The following is a 24213-nucleotide window of genomic DNA, read 5'->3' on the forward strand; positions in this document are numbered from 1 at the left end:
CGTAGCAAGGCAAGGTGCTGGAGGTTCCGTGGACCTGTCCCTGTCGACCCGTACAGTCGGCGACCGCACGGTCGTCGAGGTTGGCGGCGAGATCGATGTGTACACCGCCCCCAAGCTGCGCGAGCAGCTGGTCGAGCTCGTCAACGACGGCAGCTACCACCTCGTGGTCGACATGGAGGGCGTGGACTTCCTGGACTCCACCGGCCTCGGTGTGCTGGTGGGCGGGCTGAAGCGGGTGCGTGCCCACGAGGGCTCGCTGCGCCTGGTGTGCAACCAGGAGCGCATTCTGAAGATCTTCCGGATCACCGGTCTGACCAAGGTGTTCCCGATCCACACCTCGGTCGAGGACGCGGTCCAGGCGACCGACTGATCAGTCGACCCGATCGACCGGACCGGGCCGGTCCTCCGTGACCGGCCCGTCCGATCCTCATGCGTCCGGACGCCGGGGCCTTGCGGCCCCGGCCCGTCCGGCCGTCCCCGGGTCGGCTCTGCCGACCCGTAGCGACCGGGGCCGTTGGTCCGGCCTCGGTCGGAACACCCCGAGGGGGAAGAGATGGCAACCGTCGAACTTCGATTCAGCGCGCTCCCCGAGCACGTGCGGACGGCCCGGCTGGTGGCCGCGGCAGTGGCCAGACGGGCGGGGGTCGACGAGTCGGTGCTCGACGAGGTGCGCCTCGCCGTCGGCGAGGCGTGCTCGCGCGCGGTCGGCCTGCACCGGCGCGGGGGCGTGACCGGCGCGGTGCGCGTCGCGCTGACCGACCAGGAGAAGCGTTTCCTCATCGAGGTCGAGGACGAAGCGGGCCTCGACACCGTCCCGGCCACCGCGGCGGACGGCGGCGACCAGGACGAGGACACCCTGGGCCTCGCCGTGCTCACCGGCCTGGTCGAGGACCTGGAGGTCACCAGCGGCGCCGGCGGCGGTCTGATCCGGATGAGCTGGCCGGTCTCGGCGGACGCGTTCGCCGTCTGACGTCCGACCGGCGTCCGACTGATGCCCGACCGTCCGGCGGGCGGGTGCGCGACGGGCGGGTACGAGAACGCCCAGGGGTCGAGCGGAAGAGCGGGTCCGAACGGGAATCGGGGGTCGAGCGGCGGCCGTGTAGGTTCGCAGTTCGACGACCGTAACCGAAAGGGCTCTCCCGGTGAACAAGCGACTGCTGGCCGTACCCGCGCTCGGGGCGCTGCTCGCGTTCGGCGCCGTCGGCTGCGGCGACGACAACAGCAAGCAGCTGGACTCCTGGGCGGCGAACGTCTGCGGCGCGGCCAAGGACCCGATCGCCCAGGCGCAGACCGCGCTGGCGGACACCGGCCAGGTGAAGACCGGCGAGGCCCCGGCCGACCTCCAGAAGCGTCTTTCGGCGGACATCGGCCGACTGGCGAAGACCAACCAGGACATCGCCGCCGCCATCGACGGTGCCGGTGCACCCAAGGTCGACGACGGTACGAGCCTGCAGAAGGACACCGTCACCGAGCTCACCAAGGCGGCCGACGGCTACCTGGAGGTCCAGAAGAAGCTGGACGCGCTCCCCAACGCCGACCAGGCGAAGTTCGCCGACGGGCTGCGCAGCGTGGCCGACCAGGTGCAGCAGCTGGCCTCGCTCTCCACGCAGGCGCAGGGCAGGCTCCAGCGCGGTGACCTGGGCTCGGCGATGGCCAAGCAGGAGGGTTGCAAGCCGGGTTCGGCAGCGGCCGCTCCGACCTCCCCGGCGTCCGGCGCCCCGTCCGACGGGGCCACGGGCGCGCCCTCGGCCGGGACGGCCGGCGGTGCGAGCCCGGCGGCGACCGATGCCTCCGGTGCTCCGGCGCCGTCCACTCCGGCCCCCAGCGCCTCGGCGAGCTGATCCCCGCTTCGACCCACCGGCCCCCGCAGGGCCACCCACCGACCCCGAGCGCCACCTCCACCTACCGGCGCACCCGCACCCGCCCGGCGCACACCCCCTCGGTCATCGGCCGAGGGGGCGGCGGTGTTGGGGCGGGACAGCCGGGTGGGCGGGGGACAATGGCGGGGTGATCAGTAGCCCCGTTCTCGACCCGACCCGCCTCGCCAAACTGCGCGAGGCGCTGCTCGCCGCCTCGTACACCGCCGACGGCTGCCTGGACCTGCTCGGGCCCACCGGGTACGCGGCGCTGGCCCGCAGCGAGGCGGTGCCCGCGCTGCGGGCGACCCGCGGCGGCAGCCCGCTGGAGACGCTGGTGCGGCTCTTCCTGCTGCAGCAGCCCGTGCCCTACCGGGCGGCCGCCGCCGCGCTGCCGGTGGAGGACTGCCTGGCCGACGGCTGGCTGCGTCCGGACGGCGACTCGGTGCGCGCCACCGTGGACGTCCGGCCCTATGCGAACGAGGTGTCCGGGCTGCCGAGTTCGGACGCCTGGGTGGTCTCCGACCTGGGCTGCGCGGTCGGCGGCGCGGGCGGGATCGGCTCCGGGGAGACCGCGCACGGCGTGGCCCGCAAGCACCTCGTGCTCGGGGTGGGCGGCGCGTCCACCACGCTGGCCAACATCACGGTGCGCCGGCCGGTCCGCTCGGTGCTGGACCTCGGGTCCGGCTCGGGCGTGCAGGCGCTGCACGCCGCCCGGCACGCCCAGCGGGTGACCGCCACCGACCTCAACGAGCGGGCGCTGCGCTTCACCGAGCTGACCCTGGCGCTGTCCGGTTTCGACAGCACCGAGACCGTCGCCGGAAGCCTCTTCGAGCCGGTGGGGGAGCGGCGGTTCGACCTGATCGTCTCCAACCCGCCGTTCGTGATCTCGCCGGGTGGGCGGTTCACCTACCGGGACGGCGGGATGGCCGGGGACGACCTGTGCCGCAGCCTGGTCCGCTCGGCCGCCGACCACCTGGAGCCGGGCGGGTACTGCCAGCTGCTGGCCAACTGGCAGCACGTCAAGGGCGAGGACTGGCAGGACCGGCTGGCCGGCTGGGTGGCCGGGACCGGGCTGGACGCCTGGGTCGTCCAGCGCGAGGTGCAGGACGTGGCCCAGTACGCGGAGCTGTGGCTGCGCGACGGCGGCGACCACCGCGGCGCCGGCGGCGACTACCAGGCCCGGTACGGGGAGTGGCTGGACGCCTTCGAGGCGGGCCGGGTCGAGGGCATCGGATTTGGCTGGATCACCCTGCGTGCGGGCGGGGCCGAGCGTCCGACCGTCCGGGTGGAGGAGTGGCCGCACCCGGTCGAGCAGCCGCTCGGCCCGCACATCGAGGAGTGGTTCGACCGGCAGGACTTCCTGCGCACCCACGACGACGCGGCCCTGCTGGCGGCGCGGTACGTGCTGGCCGACGAGGTGGTCCAGGAGCAGGTGGGCGCCCCGGGGGCGGAGGACCCGGAGCACGTGGTCCTGCGCCACAACCGCGGGATGCGGCGGGCCACCAAGGTGGACACGGTGGGCGCGGGCTTTGTCGGGGTCTGCGACGGGACGCTGTCGGCGGGCGAGATCGTCGACGCGATCGCGCAACTGCTGGGCGAGGACCGGGTGGTGCTGCGCGACCGGGTGCCGGAGTCGCTGCGGCTGCTCACCGAGCAGGGGTTCATCCAGCCCGCGTCCTGACCGCGTCCTGACCGCGGGCACCCGGGCCGGACGTGTCCCGGGTGCGCCGGCATGCCCCGGCGCCCTGGCGCGGGCGCTCGTCGGCGGCACCCGGTTCACCCCACTGTTTCCCCTGGTTCGCCGGGCGGTCGCCGAACATCTCCCCCTTGTTGGCCCGGGACTGTGAGGCTCTGTCCACAGGCTGTGGACAGAACTGGGGGCGGCCGGGGTGGAAACGACGACGGCGACGGCGGGTGGCGTGATACTCGCCCTCTTCGGCGGCGCACTCCTGCTCTGGTGCGCCGCCGAAGCGCGCTTGCGCCACCGGATCCGGCGCCGGGGGCTGCCGGCGGTCGCCACCGTGGTCCCCGAGTCCGACGTCCACGGGGCGCTCGACAGCGCGCCCCTGCTCTCCTTCGCCACCCGCCCGGTGCCCGGCGGAGGGACTGCGGGTCGGTCTGCGGGTCGGACCTCCGGCCGGACCGGGGGCGCGCCCGGCGTCGAGGCCGGTGAGCTGGTGCTGACCCGGCCCCGGGGCCACACCCCGCTGCGCCGCCCGGCCCATCTCGTACCGGGCGGTTCGGTACGGATCGCCTACGATCCGCGTCGCCCCGGCCACGCGGTGCTGGCGGCGGAGGAGGCCGGTCCCCGGCCGCTGGTCGCCGACCTGCTGTGGACGGCGCTCGGCCTCGGCTGCCTGGCCGCCGGAGCGGTCCTGCTCCTCGTCGCGGCCTAGGCGGCCCCCTGACCCCGCGGTGCGACCGGCGGTGCGACCGGCGGCGATGCCCACCGCTTACCATCCGTGGCGCCCGGGCGCACCCATATTCCGTTGACAGATTTTGAAATCCGTCATTCCATCCTTCGAAACCCGCCGAAGCCCCCCTCCGCAGGGCGCGATCCGTCGTCGTCGGGTTACCGTTCGAGTGGCGTCGGTCGGCCTTGCCGGTGAAATCGCGGGAACCGTCCGTTTGACAAGGGTGGCCGGGGTACGGTCACACTCCGCTGGTGGGGTCGTCGTACAGCGGCAGCCCCGGGTCGGTGGAGGGGTCGGGCGGAGCGCAGCCCGTGCTGCCAGCGCCGACCAGCTCACATAACGACCGGGAGAGAAGAGCGAAGGTGTCCCCGAGCAGCGAGACCGCGCACGGACAGCGACTCGTCATTGTCGAGTCGCCGGCCAAGGCGAAGACGATCAAGGGCTACCTTGGCCCCGGCTACATCGTCGAGGCGAGCGTCGGACACATTCGGGACCTCCCGAGCACGGCCGCCGAGGTGCCGGACAAGTACACCGGTGAGGTGCGCCGCCTCGGGGTGGACGTGGATCACGACTTCGCCCCGATCTACGTGGTGAACGCTGACAAGAAGTCCCAGGTCAGCAAGCTGAAGTCGCTCCTCGCGGAGTCCGACGAGCTCTTCCTCGCCACCGATGAGGACCGCGAGGGCGAGGCCATCGCGTGGCACCTCCAGCAGGTGCTCAAGCCCAAGGTGCCGGTGCACCGGATGGTGTTCCACGAGATCACCAAGGCCGCCATCCAGGAGGCCGTGGCCAACCCGCGCGAGCTGAACCAGCGCCTGGTCGACGCCCAGGAGACCCGCCGCATCCTCGACCGCCTGTACGGCTTCGAGGTCTCGCCGGTGCTCTGGAAGAAGGTCATGCCGAAGCTGTCGGCTGGCCGCGTGCAGTCCGTGGCGACCCGGCTGGTCGTCGAGCGTGAGCGGGAGCGGATGGCGTTCCGCTCGGCCTCGTACTGGGACCTGGTCGGCACCTTCGGCACCGGCCGCACCGCGGCCGACGCCGCCAATCCGGAGAACTTCGGCGCCCGGCTGTCCTCCGTCGACGGCAAGCGGATCGCCAGCGGCCGCGACTTCGGCCAGGACGGCCGGCTCAAGGCGGGCAGCACCAACACCCTGCACCTGGACGAGCAGGCCGCCCGCGCGCTGGCCGCCGCCCTGGAGCAGACCGCGTTCTCGGTGCGCGGCGTCGAGTCCAAGCCGTACCGCCGCTCGCCGTACGCGCCGTTCCGCACCACGACGCTCCAGCAGGAGGCCAGCCGCAAGCTGGGCTTCGGTGCCAAGCGGACCATGCAGGTGGCCCAGAAGCTGTACGAGAACGGCTTCATCACCTACATGCGTACCGACTCCACCACGCTGTCGGAGACCGCGATCAACGCCGCCCGGGCGCAGGTCACCCAGCTCTACGGCGCCGACTACCTGCCGGACGCGCCCCGCACCTACGCCTCCAAGGTGAAGAACGCCCAGGAGGCGCACGAGGCCGTCCGCCCGTCCGGCGAGCGCTTCCGCACCCCTGCCGAGACCGGCCTGTCCGGCGACGACTTCAGGCTGTACGAGCTGATCTGGATGCGCACCGTCGCCTCCCAGATGAAGGACGCGGTCGGCCAGTCGGTCACCGTGAAGGTGGGCGGCCGGGCCGCCGACGGCCGGGACGTCGAGTTCTCCGCCTCCGGCAAGATCATCACCTTCCACGGCTTCCTCAAGGCCTACGTCGAGGGCGCCGACGACCCGAACGCCGAGCTGGACGACCGCGAGCGCCGGCTGCCGCAGGTCACCGAGGGCGACCCGCTGGCCGCCGAGCAGCTCACCCCCGAGGGCCACGCGACCAAGCCCCCGGCCCGCTACACCGAGGCCTCGCTGGTCAAGGAGCTGGAAGACCGGGAGATCGGCCGCCCCTCCACCTACGCCTCGATCATCGACACCATCATCGGCCGCCGGTACGTCTTCAAGAAGGGGACGGCGCTGGTGCCGTCGTTCCTCTCCTTCGCCGTGGTCAACCTGCTGGAGAAGCACTTCGGCCGACTGGTCGACTACGACTTCACCGCGCGGATGGAGGACGACCTCGACCGGATCGCCGCCGGTGAGGCGAAGTCCGTGCCGTGGCTGAAGCGCTTCTACTTCGGCGAGGGCGCCGGCGAGGGCCTGGTCGCGGGCGGCGCCGCCGAGGCCGGCAACGGCGACGGCGACCACCTCGGCGGTCTGAAGGAGCTCGTCACCGACCTCGGCGCGATCGACGCCCGGGAGATCAGCTCGTTCCGGATCAGCGACGACATCACCCTGCGGGTCGGCCGGTACGGCCCCTACGTGGAGCGCGCCTCCGAGGTCGAGGGCGAGCCCGGCCAGCGCGCCGACATCCCGGACGAGATGCCGCCGGACGAGCTGACCGTCGAGCTCGCCGAGGAGCTGCTGGCCCGCCCCAGCGGCGACTTCGAGCTCGGCCCGGACCCGGTCTCCGGCAACATGCTGGTCGCCAAGGACGGCCGCTACGGCCCGTACGTCACCGAGATCCTGCCCGAGGGCACCCCCAAGACCGGCAAGAACGCGGTCAAGCCCCGGACCGCCTCGCTGTTCAAGACGATGTCGCCGGACACCGTCACCCTGGACGAGGCGCTGAAGCTGCTCTCGCTGCCGCGCGTGGTCGGCCTCGACCAGGAGGGCGTGGAGATCACCGCGCAGAACGGCCGCTACGGCCCGTACCTCAAGCGCGGCACCGACTCCCGCTCGCTCACCGACGAGGAGCAGCTGTTCACGGTCACGCTGGACGAGGCGCTGGCGATCTACGCCCAGCCCAAGCAGCGCGGCCGGGCCGCCGCCGCGCCGCCGCTCAAGGAGCTGGGCACCGACCCGGTCAGTGAGCGTCCGGTGGTGGTCAAGGACGGCCGGTTCGGCCCGTACGTGACCGACGGCGAGACCAACGCCACGCTCCGCAAGGACGACGAGGTCGAGACCATCACGCCCGAGCGCGGCTACGAGCTGCTCGCCGAGAAGCGGGCGCGCGGGCCGGTGAAGAAGACCGCGAAGAAGGCCCCGGCGAAGAAGGCGGCGGCCAAGAAGACCGCCACGAAGACCGCGGCCAAGAAGACCACCGCGGCGGCCAAGACGGCGGCGAAGAAGACCACCACCGTGAAGAAGGCCGCCACCAAGACGGCGGCGGCCAAGACGGCGGCCTCGAAGACCGCGGCGAGCAGCACCGCCGCGAGCAAGTCCACCGCCACCGACGAGGGCTGATCCCCGGTCGATGGCACCCGGGCCCGCGTCCGCTCCGGCGGCGCGGGCCCGTCCCGTTCGCGGCGGGGGCGTGACAGGGGCGTACGCGGTCTGTCACAACCCGGTGGCGGCGCCCGTCCGGAGCCGTGCTCCCCTCTTTTGCGCCATGCTCCGACCGCTACGCTGACCGTATGACGAGCGAGGAGCAGCCCACCCCCAGCGCCGCGGCGGCCGGACCGAACGGCAGGCCCGACCTGCCCGAGGTCGCGCCTGCCGGGACCGCCGGCGAGCGGATCCGGGCGCTGCTGCGGCTGCGCCCCTACCGGCGCCTGTGGACCACCCAGCTGATCGGCGGCACCGCGGACCGGCTCGGCCTGCTGGTGCTGCTGATGCTCACCGTGATCGCGGCCGTCCTCGGACAGCAGTTCGGCGACCTGCCGCGCAGCCTCGCCTTCGCGGTCGCCGCCGTCCTCGCCACCCGGTTGGCCGCCACCGGACTGGTCGGCGCCGCCCTGCTCGGCCCGGTGCACGGGCTGCTCACCGGCAGGCTCGACCGGCGCTGGACGCTGTTCGGCGCCGACGTGCTGCGCGTCGTACTGATCGGCGTCGCCCCGTGGTGGATCGTCTGGCTGGGCTCCGGCCCGAAGCCCTCCGGCGCCGCGACCTGGGTGCTGCTCGCCACCGTGTTCCTGACCGGCGCCGCCGAGCGGGTCTGGGCGATCGCCAAGGCCGCGGCCGTCCCGGCCCTGCTGCCGCCCGTCGATCCTTATGCCCCGGCCGGCGAGCGGCGTCCGTCCGCCGCCAACCTGGCCACCGTCCGGACCCTGGACCACCGCACCGGGTGGGCCGCGCTGCCGCTCGGTGCCGGCGCGCTCGTCCTGCTCACCCTGCTGAACAACATCTTCGCGGCGCTCGGCTCGGACTGGCTGCGCGCCCACCAGACCACCTTCGCCGCCCTGGGCGCGGCCGCCCTGTTCGCCGTCTCGGCCGCCCGGGTGTACGTCCAGGAACTGCCCGGCGGTCCGGTCCGGGTGCCGCCGTCCTCGCCGCTGCGGGGGCTGCGCGCCCCGACCGACGCCACCCCCGGCCCCGCCCTGGCCAAGGGCCGCACCGGCGCCGCCCCGTACTTCACCTTCGCCGTCTCCGCCGGGTACGCGACGATGGCCGGCGTCGCCGCGCTGGCCCTGCTGACCGCCGTCGAGCACCGCGCCGGGCCGATCGGCTACGGCCTGCTGGTGCTGGCCGCGACCGCCGTCCCCGCGCTGGGCATCCGGATCACCCGGGCCGTGCTGCCCGCGCTCTCCCGCCGCCGGCTGCTCGCCCTGGCGCTGCTCACCGAGGGCGTCGCCCTGGTCCTGGCCGGTCTGGTGCTGGACTTCGTGCTCCTGCTGCTGCTCACTGTGCTGGCCGCGCTGGCCGCCGGCGTGGTGATCTCCACCGGCCGCAGCCTGCTCGCCCTGGAGGTCGAGGAGGCCCGGCTGCCCAAGGTCACCGAGCACCTCTACGCGGTGCTGCGGGTCGTGGTCGGCACCGCGCTGGTCGGCCTGCCGCTGATCGCCGCCGCCTACGGGTACGTCCAGTACGGCGCCGTCGAGCCCGGCTCCTTCACCTTCATCCACGGCGGCGCGGCCCTCGCCGTCGGCACCGCCGGACTGCTCACCCTCGTCCTGGCCGTCGTCGTGCTGCTGCGCACCGACGACCGCCGCGGCACCGTGCCGTTCGGCCGGGACCTGGTCGACTCGGTGCGCGGCGCTACCGGTCCGGCCCCGCACCGGGCGGGCACCGGCTTCTTCATCGCCCTGGAGGGCGGCGACGGCGCCGGCAAGTCCACCCAGGCCCAGGCGCTCGCCGAGTGGATCCGGGGCAAGGGCCATGAGGTCGTGCTCACCCGTGAGCCCGGCGGCAGCCCGATCGGGCAGCGTCTGCGCAGCCTCGTCCTGGACGTCGGCAACACCGGCCTCTCGCACCGCGCCGAGGCACTGATCTACGCGGCCGACCGGGCCGAGCACGTCGAGAACGTGATCCGCCCGGCACTGGCCCGCGGCGCCGTGGTCATCACCGACCGGTACATGGACTCCTCGATCGCCTACCAGGGCGCCGGCCGCGACCTGGCCGCCACCGAGGTGGCCCGGATCTCCCGCTGGGCGACCGGCGGGCTGCTGCCCGACCTGACCGTCGTCCTGGACGTCGACCCGACCCGGGCCCGGGAGCGCTTCACCGAGGCGCTGGACCGCCTGGAGTCCGAGCCGACCGAGTTCCACCAGCGGGTGCGCTCCGGCTTCCTGGCGCTCGCCGCCGCCGACCCGGCGCGCTACCTGGTCGTCGACGGCAGCCAGGCCCCCGGCCTCGTCACCACCTCCGTCCGGCACCGGCTCGACCGGGAGCTGCCGCTCTCCGAGCAGGAGAAGGCCGCCCGTGCCGAGCAGGAGCGCAAGGCCGCCGAGGAGGCCCGGCGCCGGGCCGAGGAGGAGGCCCGCAAGCGCGCCGAGGAGGAGGCCGCCGAGCGCAAGCGCCAGGAGGTGCTGGCGCAGCTCCGGGCCGAGCAGGCGGAGAAGGAGCGGCTGGCCGAGGAGGAGGCCGCGCGGGTCGCCGCCGAGGCCGCGCGCAAGGCCGCCGAGGAGGCGCGCCTGCGGGCGGAGGAGGAGGCCCGCAAGCGGGCCGAGGAAGAAGCGAAGCGGCGGGCCGAGGAAGAGGCGCGCCGGGCCGTCAAGGAGGCCGAGCGCAAGCGGCTCGCCGAGGAGGCGGCCGCCCGGGCGGAGCTCCAGCGTCAGCGCGAGCTGGCCCGGGAGGAGCAGCGGCGCCGGGCGGAGGAGGCGCTGCAGCGGGCCGAGGAGGCCCGGCTGGCGCAGGCCGCCGCGCTGGCCGCTGCCGCTGCGGCGGCCGCCGAGGCGGCGGACCGTGCGGAGCGCACGGGCCGGGGCGGGGACGTCCCGGGTGCCGCCGGGGCGGGGCCGGACGACGCGGTGACCACCGAGCTGCGGGTCGTGAAGGACTCCGGGCCGTCGGACCGGCGGGACGGCAGCGACTCGACCAGGGAGCTTCCGGTGCTGGGCGGGGGCGCCGTCGGGCGGCCCGGCGAGGCGGCGGATGTCGCGGAGACGGCGGTGCTGCCGGTCGTTCCGGCGGACGAGACGACGGTGCTGCCGCGGATCCCGGCGGACGAGACCGCGGTGCTGCCGCGGATCCCGGCGGACGAGGCGGACCGGACCGCGGTGCTGCCGAGGATCGAGCCGGGGCGTCCCGGGGGCCAGGTGCCGTCGGGCCAGGCGCCGTCGGGCCAGGTCCCGTCGGGTCAGGTTCCTCCGGGCGAGGTGCCGCCGGGCCTTTGGCGGGACGCCCGACCGGGCAGCGGACCTCGTCCGGCGCCGGCGGAGCGTCCGGTGGACAGCACCCGCGAGCTGCCGGTGGTCGACCCGCAGCAGCCGCCCGTCGCCGAGGCGAGGCCCCGGCCGGACTGGGCGGAGGAAACTCCGCTCGACGACCTGCCGAGCCTCACCGACACCCTGCTCGGCACCCGCGAGGAGTGGGCCGGCTGGGGGCAGGGCGGCCAGGCCGGTCAGGGCGGTCAGTCGGGTCCGACGGGCCAGGCGGGTCCGGGCGCCGGTGACGGTGCCGGTGACGGTCGGCGTGACGGGGGCCAGGACGACGGCAAGGGCAAGGGCCGGCGCTGGGGCCGTCGGAGCTGACGGGCCGGAGCGGTCGGAACGTCCGGAACGTCCGGAACGGCGGGAACAGCCGGAACGTCCGGGCGGGCCCGCGGTGACCCGGCCCGGTGCCGGTGGGCCCGCTCCGGAGGCACCGGGCGACGTCGTACCGGGCACGTATGCTCGACGGCGGGAAGCGGGAGACGAAGGCCGGACGGGTCCGTCCGGCGGCCTCCGGTTCCCGCCGTCGCCGGTTCGGGCGGGGGCGGCAGGTCCGTACCGAGCGTGGGAGCAGCAGTGGCCGTCTGGGACGACCTGGTGGGCCAGGAGCGGGTGGTCGAGCAGCTGACCGGCGCCGCCCGGGCAGCCGGGGCGATCGTCGGCGCCGGGCGGGGCACCGGGCCGGTGTCCGGCGCGAACGCCTCGCTGATGACGCACGCCTGGCTGTTCACCGGACCTCCAGGGGCCGGCCAGACCACCGCCGCGCGGGCCTTCGCCGCCGCGCTCCAGTGCACCAGCCCCGACCTCGCGCTCGGCGGCACCCCCGGCTGCGGCTTCTGCGACGGCTGCCACACCGTTCTCGCGGGCAGCCACGCCGACGTGAAGTACGTCCGCACCGACGGCCTGTCCATCGGCGTCGGCGACATGCGCGACCTCGTGCTGCGCGCCTCCAGCTACCCGACCGGCGGCCGCTGGTCGGTGATCCTGGTCGACGCCGCCCACCGGCTCACCGAGGCCGCCGCCAACGCGCTGCTCAAGGGCGTGGAGGAGCCCTCCCCGCGCACCGTCTGGCTGCTCTGCGCCCCCTCCGTGCAGGACGTGCTGCCGACCATCCGCTCCCGCTGCCGGCTGCTGGTGCTGCGCACCCCGGCCGCCGAGGCGGTCGCCGACATGCTGGTGCGGCGCGACGGCGTCGATCCGCACACCGCCCGGCTGGCCGCGCTGGCCGGGCAGGGCGACATCGAGCGTTCGCGTCGGCTGGCCGTCGACGACCAGGCCCGGTCGCGGCGCACCGAGGTGCTGCGGATCCCGCTGGAGGTCGGCGACATCGGCGGCTGCCTGGCCGCCGCCCAGCGCCTGGTCGACACCGCCAAGGCCGACGCCGAGGCGCTCGCCGACACCCAGGACAGCAAGGAGACCGACGACCTCAGGGCCGTGTACGGCGTCTCCGAGGGCGGCAAGGCGCCGCGCGGTATGGCCGGCGCGGTCAAGGAGCTGGAGAAGCGGCAGAAGAGCCGGGCCACCCGCACCCGCCGCGAGACCCTCGGCGTCGCACTGCTGGACCTGCTCGGCTTCTACCGGGACGTGCTGGCGATCCAGCTCGGCTCGACCGGCGCGCTCGCAAACGAGGACCAGCGGCAGGCGCTCGACCGGGTCGCCCAGGCCGGTCCGCCGGAGTCCACCCTGCGCCGGATCGAGGCGATCCTCGCCTGCCGGGTGGCGCTGGACCGCAACGTCGATCCGCTGCTGGCCGTCGAGGCGATGACGGTGGCCCTGCGCGCGGGCTGACCGCCGCGCAGAGCCGGGGCGGGGCCGGTGGGGCGGGCTCGTGCCGGGGTCGTCCACGGCGTGCCGGGGTTGTTCACGGCGTCCCGCGCCGGGGTCGGTACGGCTTCCCGCCCCAGTGCCGCGTCCCACCTTCGAGTGAACGAGCGATACGCGCCGGGCGCACGGTCGTACGACGTCCCGCTCGCCCTGCACGCTGGGGGCCGACTGCGCCCCGCCGCCGGGGCCGTCGCGTCCCGTACGGTGCCGGGCCCGACCGCCCGTCCGGCCCTCCCCCGAGGTGGTGCGTCCCATGGTCCGTTCGCTTCTGCTCGTCCCCCTGCTCGCCGTCGCCGGGGGAGGGGTCTGGTTGGCCCGCGGCGCGCTGGTGCGCTGGCGGGACCTACGGGTCGCCGAGACGTACGAACTGAGCGGGGACCAGTGGCCGATGCTGGTGCGCGCGGCCGGGGCGATGGTCTGCGGGATCTGCGTCACCGTGCTGACGCTGCTCACGGCGGTGGGCGCGTTCGGGAGCCTCGACGGCGGGGCCTCCGGGCGGACCGGTTCGGCCGCCGAGCGGTTCGAGGGGAGCGGGGCCGGGGTCGGCAACGAGCTCGGGGGCGGGGCCGACGGGCCGGTCGCCGGGCGCCCCGCCGCACCGCCGGTCGAGGCCGTCGACGCTGCCGCCTCCACCACCTCCGCGAGTACGCCGACGCCCTCCCCGCTGCCGGTGGCCAGCCGGTTCGACAGCGTCGGCCACCCGGGCGGCGGCGAACTGCTCCAGTCCGCGGTCCCCGGCCCCGACGGCCACCCGCGCAACGTCCGGGTCTGGCTGCCCGCCCAGTACGCGAAGGACCCGAACGCCCGCTTCCCGGTCGTCGTGATGCACGCCGCCACTCCCCGGAAGACCGCGGACACCGAGGTCCCGGACGTCTTCGAGGGCCTCGCCTCCGCCGTGCAGAGCGCCAAGTCCAAGCCGTTCATCCTGGTCGCCCCCGAGGCGCCGAACGGCACCGCGCACCCCTGCGAACTGGTCGCCGCCGCCCCGATGGCCGTCGCCGACGACGCGGCGCTGCGCACCACCATCGCGGCCACCTTCCGCACCCTGCCGCCCGGCCCCGCCAGCTGGGGCACGCTCGGCGTCGGCGACGGCGCCCCCTGCGCGGCCGCGGCCGGTCTCGCCCGCCCCGACCTGTACGGCGCGGCGGCCGCCGTCTCCGGCCGGTACGACCCCGCCGCGCTCGCCCGGACCGGCGCCGAGGCGCCCGCCGTCGGGACCCCGAGGCTGCTGCTCGCCGCCGGCAAGGCCGACACCGCCGGACTGGACGCCGCCCGCAAGCTCCAGTCGGCACTGCACGGCGGCACCGGCGCCGCCGCCCGCGCCGAGGTGCGGATCTCCGACAACGCGACCGACTACTCGGCGGACCGGATCCGGCTGCGGCTGGTCCGGCAGGCGGCCCAGTACCTGGGCGAGACGCTCGGCAAGGCGTCCTGAGCAGGCCCGGCGCGGGCACTACGCTTCCGGTACTCCCAGGTGGCGGCGCGGCCGCCGGCGGGCGTGGACGGCTGAGGGGATCCCACATGCGGGCCGACGGGCGGCAGGACGTGTCATCGCGGGCTCGGGCGCGCGAGCGTCGTACCGGCATCGCCGTCGCGGTGGCACTGGTGACGGCGGCCGGGCTGGTGGCGGGCGGCTGCTCCGCCGGTGACGCCCCGTCCGGAGATGTTCCGTCCGGCGCTGTTCCCTCCGGTGCTGTTTCCTCCGCCGCTGTTTCTCCCGGGGCTGTTTCTCCCGGGGCCGGTCCGGCGGGCCTCGCGGGGCCGGCCGGGGGCGCGTCGGCCGTCACGCCGCTGGAGCCGCTGCCCGCCGCCGTGCCGCCCGCGCTCGCCCCCTACTACGCGCAGCAGCTCGGCTGGACACCCTGCGACGACGGCTACGAGTGCACCACCTTCCGGGTGCCGCTGGACTACGACCGCCCCGCGGACGGCGACCTCACCCTGGCCGCCGTCCGCGCCCCCGCCGTTCCGGCCGTTCCCGCCGGTCCGGCCGGGGCCGGCGACCCGGTCGCCCCCGGCGAGCGGATCGGCTCCCTGCTGCTCAACCCGGGCGGCCCCGGCGGCTCGGCCGTCGAGTACGTCGAGGGCGTGGCCCGCACCTACGACGCCGGGGTCCGCGCCCGCTACGACCTGGTCGGCCTCGACCCGCGCGGGGTCGGCCGCAGCGCGCCCGTCACCTGCCTCAGCGGTGAACGGATGGACGCCTACACCACCGCCGACATCACCCCCGACGACCAGTCCGAGGTCGACGCCCTGGTGGCCGCCGCCAAGGAGTTCGCCGAGGGCTGCCGGCAGCGGTCCGGCGACCGGCTCGGCCACCTGAGCACCGTCGAGGCCGCTCGCGACCTGGACGTGCTGCGCGCGCTGCTCGGCGACGAACGGCTCCACTACGTCGGCAAGTCCTACGGCACCTTCCTCGGTGCCACCTACGCGGGCCTGTTCCCCGGCCGCACCGGCCGGATGGTGCTCGACGGCGCGATGGACCCCTCGCTCGACTCCCTCGCCGGCAACCGCACCCAGGCGGGCGGCTTCGAGACCGCCTGGACGGCCTTCGCCCGGGACTGCGTCGAACGCGAGGACTGCCCGCTCGGCCGGACCGAGCAGCAGGCGGGCGAGCAGCTCGCCGCCCTGTTCGCCGCGGTCGACGCCCACCCGCTGACGACCGACGACGGCGCCCGCCGGCTCAGCGAGGCGCAGGCGACCACCGGCGTCATCCAGGCCATGTACGCGGACTTCCTCTGGCCCCGGCTGCGCACCGCGCTCGCCGACGCGGAGGCGGGCGACGGCACGGGCCTGCTCAAGCTCTCCGACGCCTACTACGGGCGGGAGGCGGACGGCTCGTACCCCAACCTGATGTTCGCCAACATGGCGGTGAACTGCCTCGACCTGCCCGCGCCGTTCGTCGGCCCCGACGACGCCGCCCGCGCGGTGCCCGACTTCGAGCGGACCTCGCCGAGGTTCGGCCGCGACATGGCCTGGATGGCGCTGACCTGCACCTACTGGCCGGTCCGGCCGACCGGCACACCGCACACCGTCCGGGCCGCCGGCGCCGCCCCGATCGTGGTCGTCGGCACCACCCGGGACCCGGCCACCCCCTACGCGTGGGCGCAGGCGCTGGCCGGTCAGCTGGAGTCCGGACGGCTGCTGACCTACGACGGCGACGGCCACACCGCGTACGGCCGGCACGACAGCTGCCTCGACGGCGCGGTCAACCGCTTCCTGCTGGGCGGCGAGCCGCCGGAGAACGGCAAGACCTGTGGACGGTGAGGGAGCGCCCGTTACGATGGGCGCCCCCTCCCCTCCTCGCCCCTCCCGGAGCCCACCGTGCTCGGAGTCAACGACCTGACGACGTACGTCCTCGGCGCCCTCGTCATCGTCCTCCTCCCCGGCCCCAACTCCCTCTACGTGCTCTCGGTCGCCGCCCGCAAGGGCGTCCGCACCGGGTACAAGGCCGCCGCCGGCGTCTTCGTCGGCGACTTCACCCTCATCAGCCTGACCTCGCTCGGAGCCGCCTCCCTGCTGAAGGCCAACCCGGCCGTCTTCGCCGTGGTGAAGTTCGGCGGCGCCGCCTACCTGCTCTGGATAGGCATCGGCATGCTGCGTGCCGCCCGCGGCCTGTGGCGGGAGCACCGGGCCCTCGACGAGGCCGCCGACGGCGTCGCCGCCGAGGCCCCCGGGCCCACCGAGCGCCCGTTCCGCCGCGCCCTGGTGATCAGCCTGCTGAACCCCAAGGCGATCCTCTTCCTGCTCTCCTTCTTCACCCAGTTCGTCGACCCCTCCTACGGCAGCCCGGTGCTCTCCTTCACCCTCCTCGGCGGGATCCTGCAGGGCTTCAGCGTCCTCTACCTCTCCGTACTGATCTTCGCGGGCACCTCGCTCGCCTCCGCCTTCCGCCGCCGCAAGCGCCTCTCCGCCACCCTCACCGGCAGCGTCGCCGCCCTCTTCGCCGGCTTCGCCGCCAAGCTCGCCGTCTCCTCCGCCTGACCCCCCGGCCCCTCCCGCGGCCCCTCCCCACCGCGTTACGGATCACCCGCGAACCTGTGTAGACTGGCCCGCGTTGCCGACACTTCGGCAGCGGTGCCGCCTTAGCTCAGTTGGCCAGAGCAACGCACTCGTAATGCGTAGGTCGCGGGTTCGAATCCCGCAGGCGGCTCTGTAGAAGCCCCAGGACTCACTCGCCGTGACCTGGGGCTTTTGCCTTTACTGCATCCGTCGGCGCCGTCGCGCGCGGGCCGCCCGCGTGTTCCCCGTCTCAGTCGTAGTCTCAGTTTCGGCCGGCTGGGGCCAGAGCGCGGCGCCCATCCGGCGGGCCGCTTCGCGGGTCGTCGGAGCGGTGGTCTTGACGTATCGCCGGGTCATGCTGATCTGCGAGTGGCCGAGGATCTCCATGATCGTGAACGGGTCCACCCCCAGCTCGTTGAGGATCGTCCCGGCCGAGTGACGGCTGCCGTCGTGCTGGCGCCGGTCCTCGATCCCGGCCTCGGCCAGCAGCTCCTTGAACTCCTCCCAGTCCGCGTGGGGGTCGACCGGCTGGCCGTCGGGTCGGCACGTCACCAGGTCGTAGTCCTGCCACGTGTCGCCAGCCGCCTCCTTCCACTCCTCCTGCTGCTGGCGCTGCTCGCCGAGGAGCGGGATCAGCGGCGGGAGCAACGGGGTCGTGCGGCGACTGCCCTTGGTCTTCGGACGGGTGAACGCGAGGCCGCCGCTGTGCCGCTTCGGGCAGGTACTGGCGTGCCGGTCGCACTTCGGGGGGCAGGGCTTCGGGCACCCGCGCGTGTAGCGGCGGTGCTTCGTGCACCCGGGCTCGCACGCGTCCCGGTGCAGCCGTTCGCCGCACGCGTGGTGGTCCTCGCACCCGTGGCGCCACTTCAGCCGCTGGAGCTGCCAGGAGGTGTCCATCTGCCCGGCCTCCTCGTCGACGTACCTCCAGCGCAGCCCCAGCGCCTCACCCTGGCGCAGACCCTGACCGACGCCGATCACCCACCGCACGCGGGTCGGGCGCTTCATCGCGGCCACCAGGAAGCGTCGCGCCTCCTCCTGCGTGAACGGGTTCGCGTCCGTCTCCTCCACCATGGGGGAGTCCACCAGCGTGGCGACGTTGCGGGCGACCTTCCCCCGGCGGTGGGCGATCTTCAACGCGCGAGAGATGATCCGGTGCACCTTGAGGATGTGCGACCCGGCCCGGCCCTCGGCGCGAAGCTGCCCGTACAGCTCGTCCAAGTGCTCCGGCAACAGCCGGTCCAGCCGGTGCTTGCCGATGCCCGGGATGATGTGGTTCCGGGTCTTCGACCAGTAGTCGTCCAGGCTGCGCGGCTTCAGACGCTGGCTCGCGATCGTCGTGAGGTAGGTGGTCATCCACTGCTCGACCGTTGGTGGCCGGCCAGCCGCAGCGACCTGCCCGGCGTCGCGCTCGGCCTCCAACTTCTTTACCTTGCGCCGCACTTCGGCCTCGGTCTTGGCGCTGCGGTGGCGCCGGTCGGGACTGCCGTCCGCTTTGACGCCCATGGTCACGCGGCCGTGCCAGTCGCCGTCCACGCCCGGGTAGACGGTCGACTCCATATTGGGCAGACGGGTCTTGCGCTCGTTCAAGTGAGGCTCCTGGAAGAGGGCGAGGGCACCCGGCGCGCGCCGGATGCCCTCGTGGGTCGGTCGGGGTCGGTCAGGTGGCGGTGGCCTGCCGCTCGATGTAGGCGTGGACGTCGGCGGGCCGGATGCGGCGGGATCGGCCGATCTTGATCGAAGCCAACTCCCCTCCCGAGAGGAGTTCATAGACGGTCGAGCGTCCGATGCGCATCATCTTCGCGACGTCCTCGGCGGTCAGGAGGACCGGCTGAATCGTGGCGGTGGGCACGGTCATGGTGGTTCCTTCCTGGGGCTCGATCGCCCGGTCAGCTGGCTGGTGCTTGGCGCTGGCGGCGTTGGGGCAGGGAGTGCTGCGGTCCCGCCGCGCGTGTTGTCCGAGGTGGGGATTTCTGCGTCACCGCGTCATCAGCGTCATTCGAGCTTCTGGCCTGCGGTTTTGGGTGACGCAGGGGTTGGGGTGTGCGTCACCGCTGCGTCATTGGCTGCGTCATCGGGTGACGCAGGTGACGCAGGATGACGTAGGGCCCGTCGCCTGCGTCACCCGTTCCGGCGCAGGTCGGGAGCCGTTTTCCGGCCCGGGTGACGTAGGTGACGCAGCGTCTTCCTACTTAGGAAAAAGGTGGGGCTGCCTGTCGTACTTGGGCGCCCTTCTCAGAGCGAAGTGAGGAGCCGCTGCGCGGCACGACCCTTGGGCGGCTTCGCCGAACAGCAAGAAGAGCACCTGTTCGCCGACCGGTGCTCTTCTTGCTTGTCCGTGCGGCAGGTCAGTGCAGCGCGGGCTGTTCGTGCGTGGGTGCGGGTGCGGGTGCGGGGCGGGCCATTTCGAGGTAGCGGCCCTCCTTCGTGCGGCCGGTGTCGATGAGGACGCCTCGGGCTGCGAGGGTCGGCTGAAGGCGCTTGAGGCGGTCGGACAGCACCTTGCCGGTGGTCGGCCAGCCCTTGGGCAGCGCGCGGAGGTCGTCGCCGCTGTAGAGGCGGCTGAGGCGAAGCAGCCACTCGGTGGACGTCCAGCGCTGCGCGGCGCCGGGTTCGATGGTCTCGGCGTGCCGCAGGACGGTCTGCGCGAGCAGGTCGCCCTCGATGACGTCGTCGTTCAGGTCGTCCAGGCTGGCCCGGTAGGCGGCCAGCGCCCCGAATCCGGTGGCTGCGTCGAGCTGGGCGCAGAGGTGGGCGAAGTCCGCCATGCGCAGGTCGGTCGGGGTCTCCGCCTCGGCCGCGCGGACCTTGACCGTGAGGTCGAGCAGCGACCCGAGCACGACGGGCAGAGCCTCCTCGTAGTCCGCCCACAAGGCCGCCTCGGTGACCCGGACGCGGGGCCGCTCCAGCCGCAGCGGTAGAAGGCGTTCGGCGAGGTCGGGGCGGATGACGCCGACGTCGATGCCGGTCAGGAGCAGGGGCCGGCGGTAGCTGGAGCGGTGGACGTCCCCGTCGGTGAACAGGGCGCGCTTGACGCTCTCGGCGCCGGTCACGATGCAGCACATCGCGTCGGACAGGTCCGGGCCCATGTGGGAGAGGTTGTCCAGGGCGGTGACCCACCCGGCCGCCACGGCGGCGATCAGGTTCTCCTCGTCCTTCGGAGCCCGGCGCAGGTCACCGCTCATGCCCTCGATGATCCGCACCAGCATCCGCCCGCCGGTGGACTTGCCCGCTCCCTGCGGACCGGTGAGGAACGGCGCCGGCACCGGCACGGACGGCCCCAGGCAGCCGATCAGCCACGCGATCGCCAGGCACTCGGTCTGGGCATTCGCGAAGTTGCACAGCCGCAGCAGCAGGTCGATGCCCTTGCCGTCGGTGTCCTTCACCGGCACCGGCAGCTCCCCGGTGAGCTGGGTGCGACGCCAGCAGACCTCACGCGGGTCCGGGACGGTGATGTCCCAGCCGGTGGGGTGGATGCGCACGGACAGGCCGTCCGAGCGCCCGAGGTCGAGCCACGTCGCCCCGTCGAACCCCGGGGCCACCCGGATGTGGACGGGCTGCACGTCCTCGACCAGGGCGAGCGCCTCGATCAGGTCCAACGCCTCCTTGAGCGCGGACCCGTTGAACACCCCGATGCCGTCCCGGTACAGGCCGACCATCAACTCCTGGCGGTGGCTGCCGGTCGTCCCCTGGGAGCGGATCGGACGCGCCACGGGGTGCCCGGTCCTCTGGGCGTAGACGGTGCCGTCGGCGGTGCGGAAGTACCGGAAGTGGGCCTGCGCGTAGTCGGCGATGATCTCGCGCGCCGGGGTCTTCTCGTCCTCGGCCACGGCTACAGCCCCAACTTCGTCAGGGCGTTCGCCCACGCGTCGGCGCAGTGCCGGGGCGATTCTCCCTTGGCCTGCGCCACGGCGAACAGGCGCTCCGTGTGGGCCACGGTCAGGCATCCGCACCGCCCATGCGTGGACAGCACCGCCAGGAACACCCCGAACACCGTGTTGTGCACGGCGGCGGTGGCTTCGGTGATGCGCTGCTCGGCCATGGCGATGCCCCGCTCCAGGAACGTCCGGGTGCGGTGCGGGCACTTCCCGCCCCCGGCCGGGACGGACACCGCGACGGCCGCCGGCCGGACCGGGACGGGCTCCCTGACGACCAGGGCGCGCACGACGTCCGGCAGGGTCGCCATGGTGCCCGTGCCGGGGCCGAGCCACCGGGCGTAGGCCATGGACGACTTGACGTCCACGCCCGGTCGGACGTGGTTGGCGGACGGCATCGCGCCCCGGTAGAGCCAGTGCTCGCCCCGGGTGGTCGGCACGGTCCGGGTGGCGGGCAGGGCCTCGCGCGCCCACGCGATCGCCTGCGCGTTGTCGAGGTCGACGACGGTCACGCCCGCGCCGCCGGGGTGGTACGCCACGGCCGCAGCCTCCCGCCACGCCCGCGCCCACCCCGGGCCTTTCAGAACGTCGGGGTCGGTGGTGGCGGCGGCCCAACCGTGGCACGGCGCCGGGCAGACGCAGGGGCCGGGGGTCTTCATGTTCGGCCGGCCGCCGCACGCGTTCCCGGCGCAGGTCGGGCAGTTGCCGAACGGCACCTTCCCGGCCCGCAGCGGCAGCACGGGCACGCCGGAGGCGGCGAGGGCGAGAGCGACGAGCAGGTGCTCTCCCCGGATCTCGGTCGAATGGGTCATGCTGGGTGGTCTCCTCATCTCGTTCGAGCAGGGGAACCGGAGCGGCCGGAAGCCTTGGCGGGATGTGCCAGCCGCTCCGGACAAGGCCGTTTCCGCTGTCGTCAGGCGGCGGCGCGGGTGCGGCGCCAACGGCGGTCCGCGGTGGCGAGGTCGGTGCCGGGGATGTGCTGCTGCCATCCGCCGCCGGCGCGCTTGGCCCGGTACATCGCCGCGTCCGCGGCGCCGAGGGCGGTGTCGAGGGCCCGGTCGGGCAGGTCGGCGACACGGGCCAGGCCGACGGAAGCGCCGTAGTGCAGGGCCCGGCCGTGCCAGGCGACGGGGCGGGCGAACTCGCCTGCGAGCTGGCCCATGCGCACGGCGGTCCACGCGGCCGGCAGGGGGCGGGCGACGGCGAACTCGTCGCCGCCGAGGCGGGCAGTGATGCCGTGTTCCCCGGCCCACTCGGTGAGGACGCGGGCCGCGTCGGCGAGGACCGCGTCCCCGGCGGCGTGGCCGTGGGTGTCGTTGATCTGCTTGAACTGGTCCAGGTCCAGGACGAGAACGCCGGTGTCCGGGCGGTGGAGCAGGCGCGCGGCGGCGGTGGTGAAGCCCTCGCGGGTCAGCAGGCCCGTCAGCGGATCGCGGCGGGCACGGTCCAGGCGCCGGCGCAGGACCGCGGCGTGCGTGCCCCACCCGGCGAGGGGGAGCAGGGCCGCGGCGAGGGCGGGAAAGTGCTGCGGGGAGAACGGCTTGAGGTCCATGCTGGTGTCTCCTGATTCGGTTGTGCCGGTTCAGGGACCCGGGGCGGCCGGTGAGCTGGCCAGCAAATGCGGCCGCCCCGGGGGTCGGTGCTCGGTCAGTCCTGGTCGGGACCGCAGGCGCAGTCGATGGGCCCGGTGCCCTGCCCCATCAGGCAGGCACAGCCCAGCAGCCCGATCGGGGTCTCGATGGGTTCGCCTCCGGGGCAGTGGTCGCACGCGCCGGGCATCCAGTCCTCGGCGTCCTCGGGGTCGTACGCGTCGTGGCCGTAGTCGTCGCAGTCGTAGTCGTACACGGGCGTGCCCTCCGGTCAGGCGGCGAGCGGGATAGTGGAGGGGGTGGCCTGCTGTGCGCCGAGGAGTTGGCCGTAGGCGCAGGCGGCCTGTCGGGGGATGACGCCGTTGCCGAGGATCTTGATCTCCTGGGCGCGGGGCAGGCCGAGGCCGGTGACGTGGCCGTCGGGGGCGCCCATCATCCATTCGGTGAACCGTGCGGTGAGTTGCCGGCCGCCGCGGGGGCCGAGCGCCCACGGGGCCGGGGCCGGACGGCCGATGACGGCCTCCCAGCGGCGGATCGCGGGCCCGTAGTCGGTACCGTCCTCGGCGGTCCACCGCTCGTCGAGGCGAACGGCCTGGCCAGGGAGGTAGTAGCGGCCCTGGGTGTCTCGCTGGTTGGGGCCGCCGTGGGGGCCGTCGCTGGCCTTGGGGGTGGGGAGGAGCCTCAGTCGGCTGGCGGGAGCTTGGTGACCAGGGTGCGCAGATTCATCCCGCCCCGGCGCTTGGGCGAGGTGCCCGGTCCGCCACTGCCGTCCGAACTGGTCGGGGTGGGCATCAGCGGGATGGGCGACGCAGAACCAGCGGTCGCGGGGGTGGGGGGCGCCGACGGCGGGGTCACCAGCGCGTAGGCATGTCCAGCGCGCGTCGTACCCGATCTGGGCCAGGTCCGCGGCGACGACGTCGATGCCGCGCGAGAGGATCGCCGCGACGTTCTCCAGGAAGACGATTCGGGGTTCCAGGACGCGAACAGCCTCAGCGACGTTCTTCCAGATCCCGGAACGGGTGCCATGGATGCCTGCCTTCGGGCCGGTGTTGGAGATATCGGTGCAGGGGAAACCCGCGACGACGACATCGGGCCGGTACAACGCCCGGACGGTGCGCCAGTCGGCGGTGGTGATGTCCCCGAGGTTCGGCACGCCGGGGTGGTGGTGGGCGAAGACGCGAGCGGCGAAGGGGTCCATCTCGGCGCCGATGACGACCTGGCCGTCGAGGGCGCCGAGGACGGCCATCTCCAGGCCGCCGTAGCCGGAGCACAGTGACGCGATCCTCAGCCCGCCGCCGGTGTGCCGCGCGGTGGTGTCAGGCAGCACGCCGCACCCGCCCCTCGGGGAACGCCAGGACCGTGGCGAGCGGGACGTTCTGCCCGTCGGCGGGGGTGGGGGCGCCCTCGCCGCCGTCGGGCGGGGCGGTGTCCGGGCCGGCGGTGCGGGTGGCGCGTTCGGCGGCGGATTCGGCGAGCACGGCACGGACGGCGGCGGAGTCGCTCTTGTCGCCGCGGCGGGAGACGAGGTGGCAGGCGCCGAGCACGGCGCCGGGGCCGAACACGACGGCGGCGGTGACGAGGTCAGCAGTGGTGCTCACGGGGTACCTCCGGTGCGGGCGGCGTTGGCGAGCAGGTCGATCAGGTCGGTGCCGAGCAGGGCGGCGCGCTGCTCGATCGCGGTCCAGGACGTCGGGTCGATGTGGAGCAGGGCCGCGAGGGCGGCGGCGGGCCGGTGGTCGGCGGCGGCGGTGAGGGCTTCGCGCAGGTGGACGGCGGCGAGCGGGCGGATCGCGGCCGGGGCGGTGGCGGTCGTCACGGCCGGTCAGTGGTTGCTGAGGGCGGTCACGACCGCGGCCAGGAAGCTGTTGACGGGTCCGGCGAGGCCGGTGGAGGCGGCGGTGAGGCCGGACAGCCAGACGACGATGGCGGTGCCGGCGCCGACGCGCTTGGTCCACACGAGCACGCCGGTGATGACGCCGGTGATCACGGCGACGGACAGGGTGACGGTCATGAGCTCTCCCGAGGCGGTGAAGGCGGGACTGTGGAGCG

General features: G+C 74.2%; 21 protein-coding genes and 1 tRNA gene. 12 read left to right on the forward strand and 10 right to left on the reverse strand.

Annotated features, from left to right (window positions below):
* Positions 1-28: 28 nt before the first annotated feature.
* The 12 genes from bldG (at position 29) to OG715_RS23690 (ending at position 16854) form a co-directional block, all read left to right on the forward strand.
* Entirely contained in the window at positions 29-370 is a 342-nt protein-coding gene (gene bldG / locus OG715_RS23635; RefSeq protein WP_030392670.1) for an anti-sigma factor antagonist BldG, read from the forward strand.
* Between the two features lie 183 nt (positions 371-553).
* The gene (locus OG715_RS23640) at positions 554-970 is read left to right on the forward strand and encodes an ATP-binding protein (protein ID WP_266270858.1); all 417 of its coding nucleotides are present in this window, start codon (positions 554-556) and stop codon (positions 968-970) included.
* A 172-nt stretch (positions 971-1142) separates the two neighbouring features.
* On the forward strand, positions 1143-1841 hold the full coding sequence (locus OG715_RS23645) for a hypothetical protein (RefSeq protein WP_266270859.1): 699 nt from the start codon (positions 1143-1145) through the stop codon (positions 1839-1841).
* A gap of 166 nt (positions 1842-2007) precedes the next feature.
* Complete coding sequence (locus OG715_RS23650; RefSeq protein ID WP_266270860.1) at positions 2008-3540, forward strand: DUF7059 domain-containing protein; 1533 nt, start codon at positions 2008-2010, stop codon at positions 3538-3540.
* 238 nt (positions 3541-3778) lie between these two features.
* The gene (locus tag OG715_RS23655) at positions 3779-4255 is read left to right on the forward strand and encodes a DUF3592 domain-containing protein (RefSeq protein WP_266270862.1); all 477 of its coding nucleotides are present in this window, start codon (positions 3779-3781) and stop codon (positions 4253-4255) included.
* A 380-nt stretch (positions 4256-4635) separates the two neighbouring features.
* Positions 4636-7536, forward strand: coding sequence for a type I DNA topoisomerase (gene topA, locus OG715_RS23660; RefSeq protein WP_266270863.1), 2901 nt, complete (start codon positions 4636-4638; stop codon positions 7534-7536).
* Between the two features lie 170 nt (positions 7537-7706).
* Positions 7707-11201 (forward strand): dTMP kinase, encoded by a 3495-nt coding sequence (gene tmk / locus OG715_RS23665; RefSeq protein ID WP_266270864.1) that lies wholly within the window; start codon positions 7707-7709, stop codon positions 11199-11201.
* Positions 11202-11456: 255 nt separating this feature from the next.
* Positions 11457-12668: a DNA polymerase III subunit delta' gene (locus OG715_RS23670; RefSeq protein WP_266271800.1), complete on the forward strand. Its 1212-nt coding sequence runs from the start codon at positions 11457-11459 to the stop codon at positions 12666-12668.
* 289 nt (positions 12669-12957) lie between these two features.
* A complete protein-coding gene (locus OG715_RS23675) occupies positions 12958-14139 on the forward strand; it encodes a hypothetical protein (RefSeq protein ID WP_266270865.1) in 1182 nt (393 codons plus the stop codon).
* A gap of 110 nt (positions 14140-14249) precedes the next feature.
* Positions 14250-15968: an alpha/beta hydrolase gene (locus OG715_RS23680; protein WP_266270866.1), complete on the forward strand. Its 1719-nt coding sequence runs from the start codon at positions 14250-14252 to the stop codon at positions 15966-15968.
* 57 nt (positions 15969-16025) lie between these two features.
* On the forward strand, positions 16026-16685 hold the full coding sequence (gene leuE / locus OG715_RS23685; protein ID WP_266270868.1) for a leucine efflux protein LeuE: 660 nt from the start codon (positions 16026-16028) through the stop codon (positions 16683-16685).
* A 95-nt stretch (positions 16686-16780) separates the two neighbouring features.
* Positions 16781-16854: transfer RNA gene (locus OG715_RS23690), tRNA-Thr, on the forward strand.
* Between the two features lie 47 nt (positions 16855-16901).
* Here OG715_RS23690 and OG715_RS23695 read toward each other — a convergent pair.
* The 10 genes from OG715_RS23695 to OG715_RS23740 form a co-directional block, all read right to left on the reverse strand.
* Positions 16902-18260 (reverse strand): tyrosine-type recombinase/integrase, encoded by a 1359-nt coding sequence (locus tag OG715_RS23695; protein WP_266271801.1) that lies wholly within the window; start codon positions 18258-18260, stop codon positions 16902-16904.
* Between the two features lie 100 nt (positions 18261-18360).
* Complete coding sequence (locus OG715_RS23700) at positions 18361-18558, reverse strand: helix-turn-helix domain-containing protein (RefSeq protein WP_266270869.1); 198 nt, start codon at positions 18556-18558, stop codon at positions 18361-18363.
* A gap of 490 nt (positions 18559-19048) precedes the next feature.
* Positions 19049-20530, reverse strand: coding sequence for an ATP-binding protein (locus OG715_RS23705; RefSeq protein ID WP_266270870.1), 1482 nt, complete (start codon positions 20528-20530; stop codon positions 19049-19051).
* Between the two features lie 2 nt (positions 20531-20532).
* Positions 20533-21387: a bifunctional DNA primase/polymerase gene (locus OG715_RS23710; protein WP_266270871.1), complete on the reverse strand. Its 855-nt coding sequence runs from the start codon at positions 21385-21387 to the stop codon at positions 20533-20535.
* A 101-nt stretch (positions 21388-21488) separates the two neighbouring features.
* A complete protein-coding gene (locus OG715_RS23715; RefSeq protein WP_266270872.1) occupies positions 21489-22127 on the reverse strand; it encodes a GGDEF domain-containing protein in 639 nt (212 codons plus the stop codon).
* A gap of 95 nt (positions 22128-22222) precedes the next feature.
* Complete coding sequence (locus OG715_RS23720) at positions 22223-22420, reverse strand: hypothetical protein (protein WP_266270873.1); 198 nt, start codon at positions 22418-22420, stop codon at positions 22223-22225.
* A gap of 15 nt (positions 22421-22435) precedes the next feature.
* Positions 22436-23491 carry a DNA cytosine methyltransferase gene (locus tag OG715_RS23725; RefSeq protein ID WP_266270874.1) on the reverse strand — a complete coding sequence of 352 codons (1056 nt, stop codon included), beginning with the start codon at positions 23489-23491 and terminating at the stop codon, positions 22436-22438.
* Positions 23481-23762, reverse strand: a complete 282-nt coding sequence (locus tag OG715_RS23730) for a hypothetical protein (RefSeq protein ID WP_266270875.1) — start codon at positions 23760-23762, stop codon at positions 23481-23483. Before OG715_RS23730 ends, OG715_RS23725 begins: the two co-directional genes overlap by 11 nt.
* Positions 23759-23980, reverse strand: a complete 222-nt coding sequence (locus tag OG715_RS23735; RefSeq protein WP_266270876.1) for a hypothetical protein — start codon at positions 23978-23980, stop codon at positions 23759-23761. Before OG715_RS23735 ends, OG715_RS23730 begins: the two co-directional genes overlap by 4 nt.
* A 6-nt stretch (positions 23981-23986) precedes the next feature.
* Positions 23987-24175, reverse strand: coding sequence for a hypothetical protein (locus OG715_RS23740; RefSeq protein WP_266270877.1), 189 nt, complete (start codon positions 24173-24175; stop codon positions 23987-23989).
* Between the last annotated feature and the right edge of the window lie 38 nt (positions 24176-24213).

Origin of the sequence: Kitasatospora purpeofusca, from assembly GCF_036010405.1 — a bacterium.
GTDB classification, from domain to species: Bacteria; Actinomycetota; Actinomycetes; order Streptomycetales; family Streptomycetaceae; genus Kitasatospora; species Kitasatospora purpeofusca.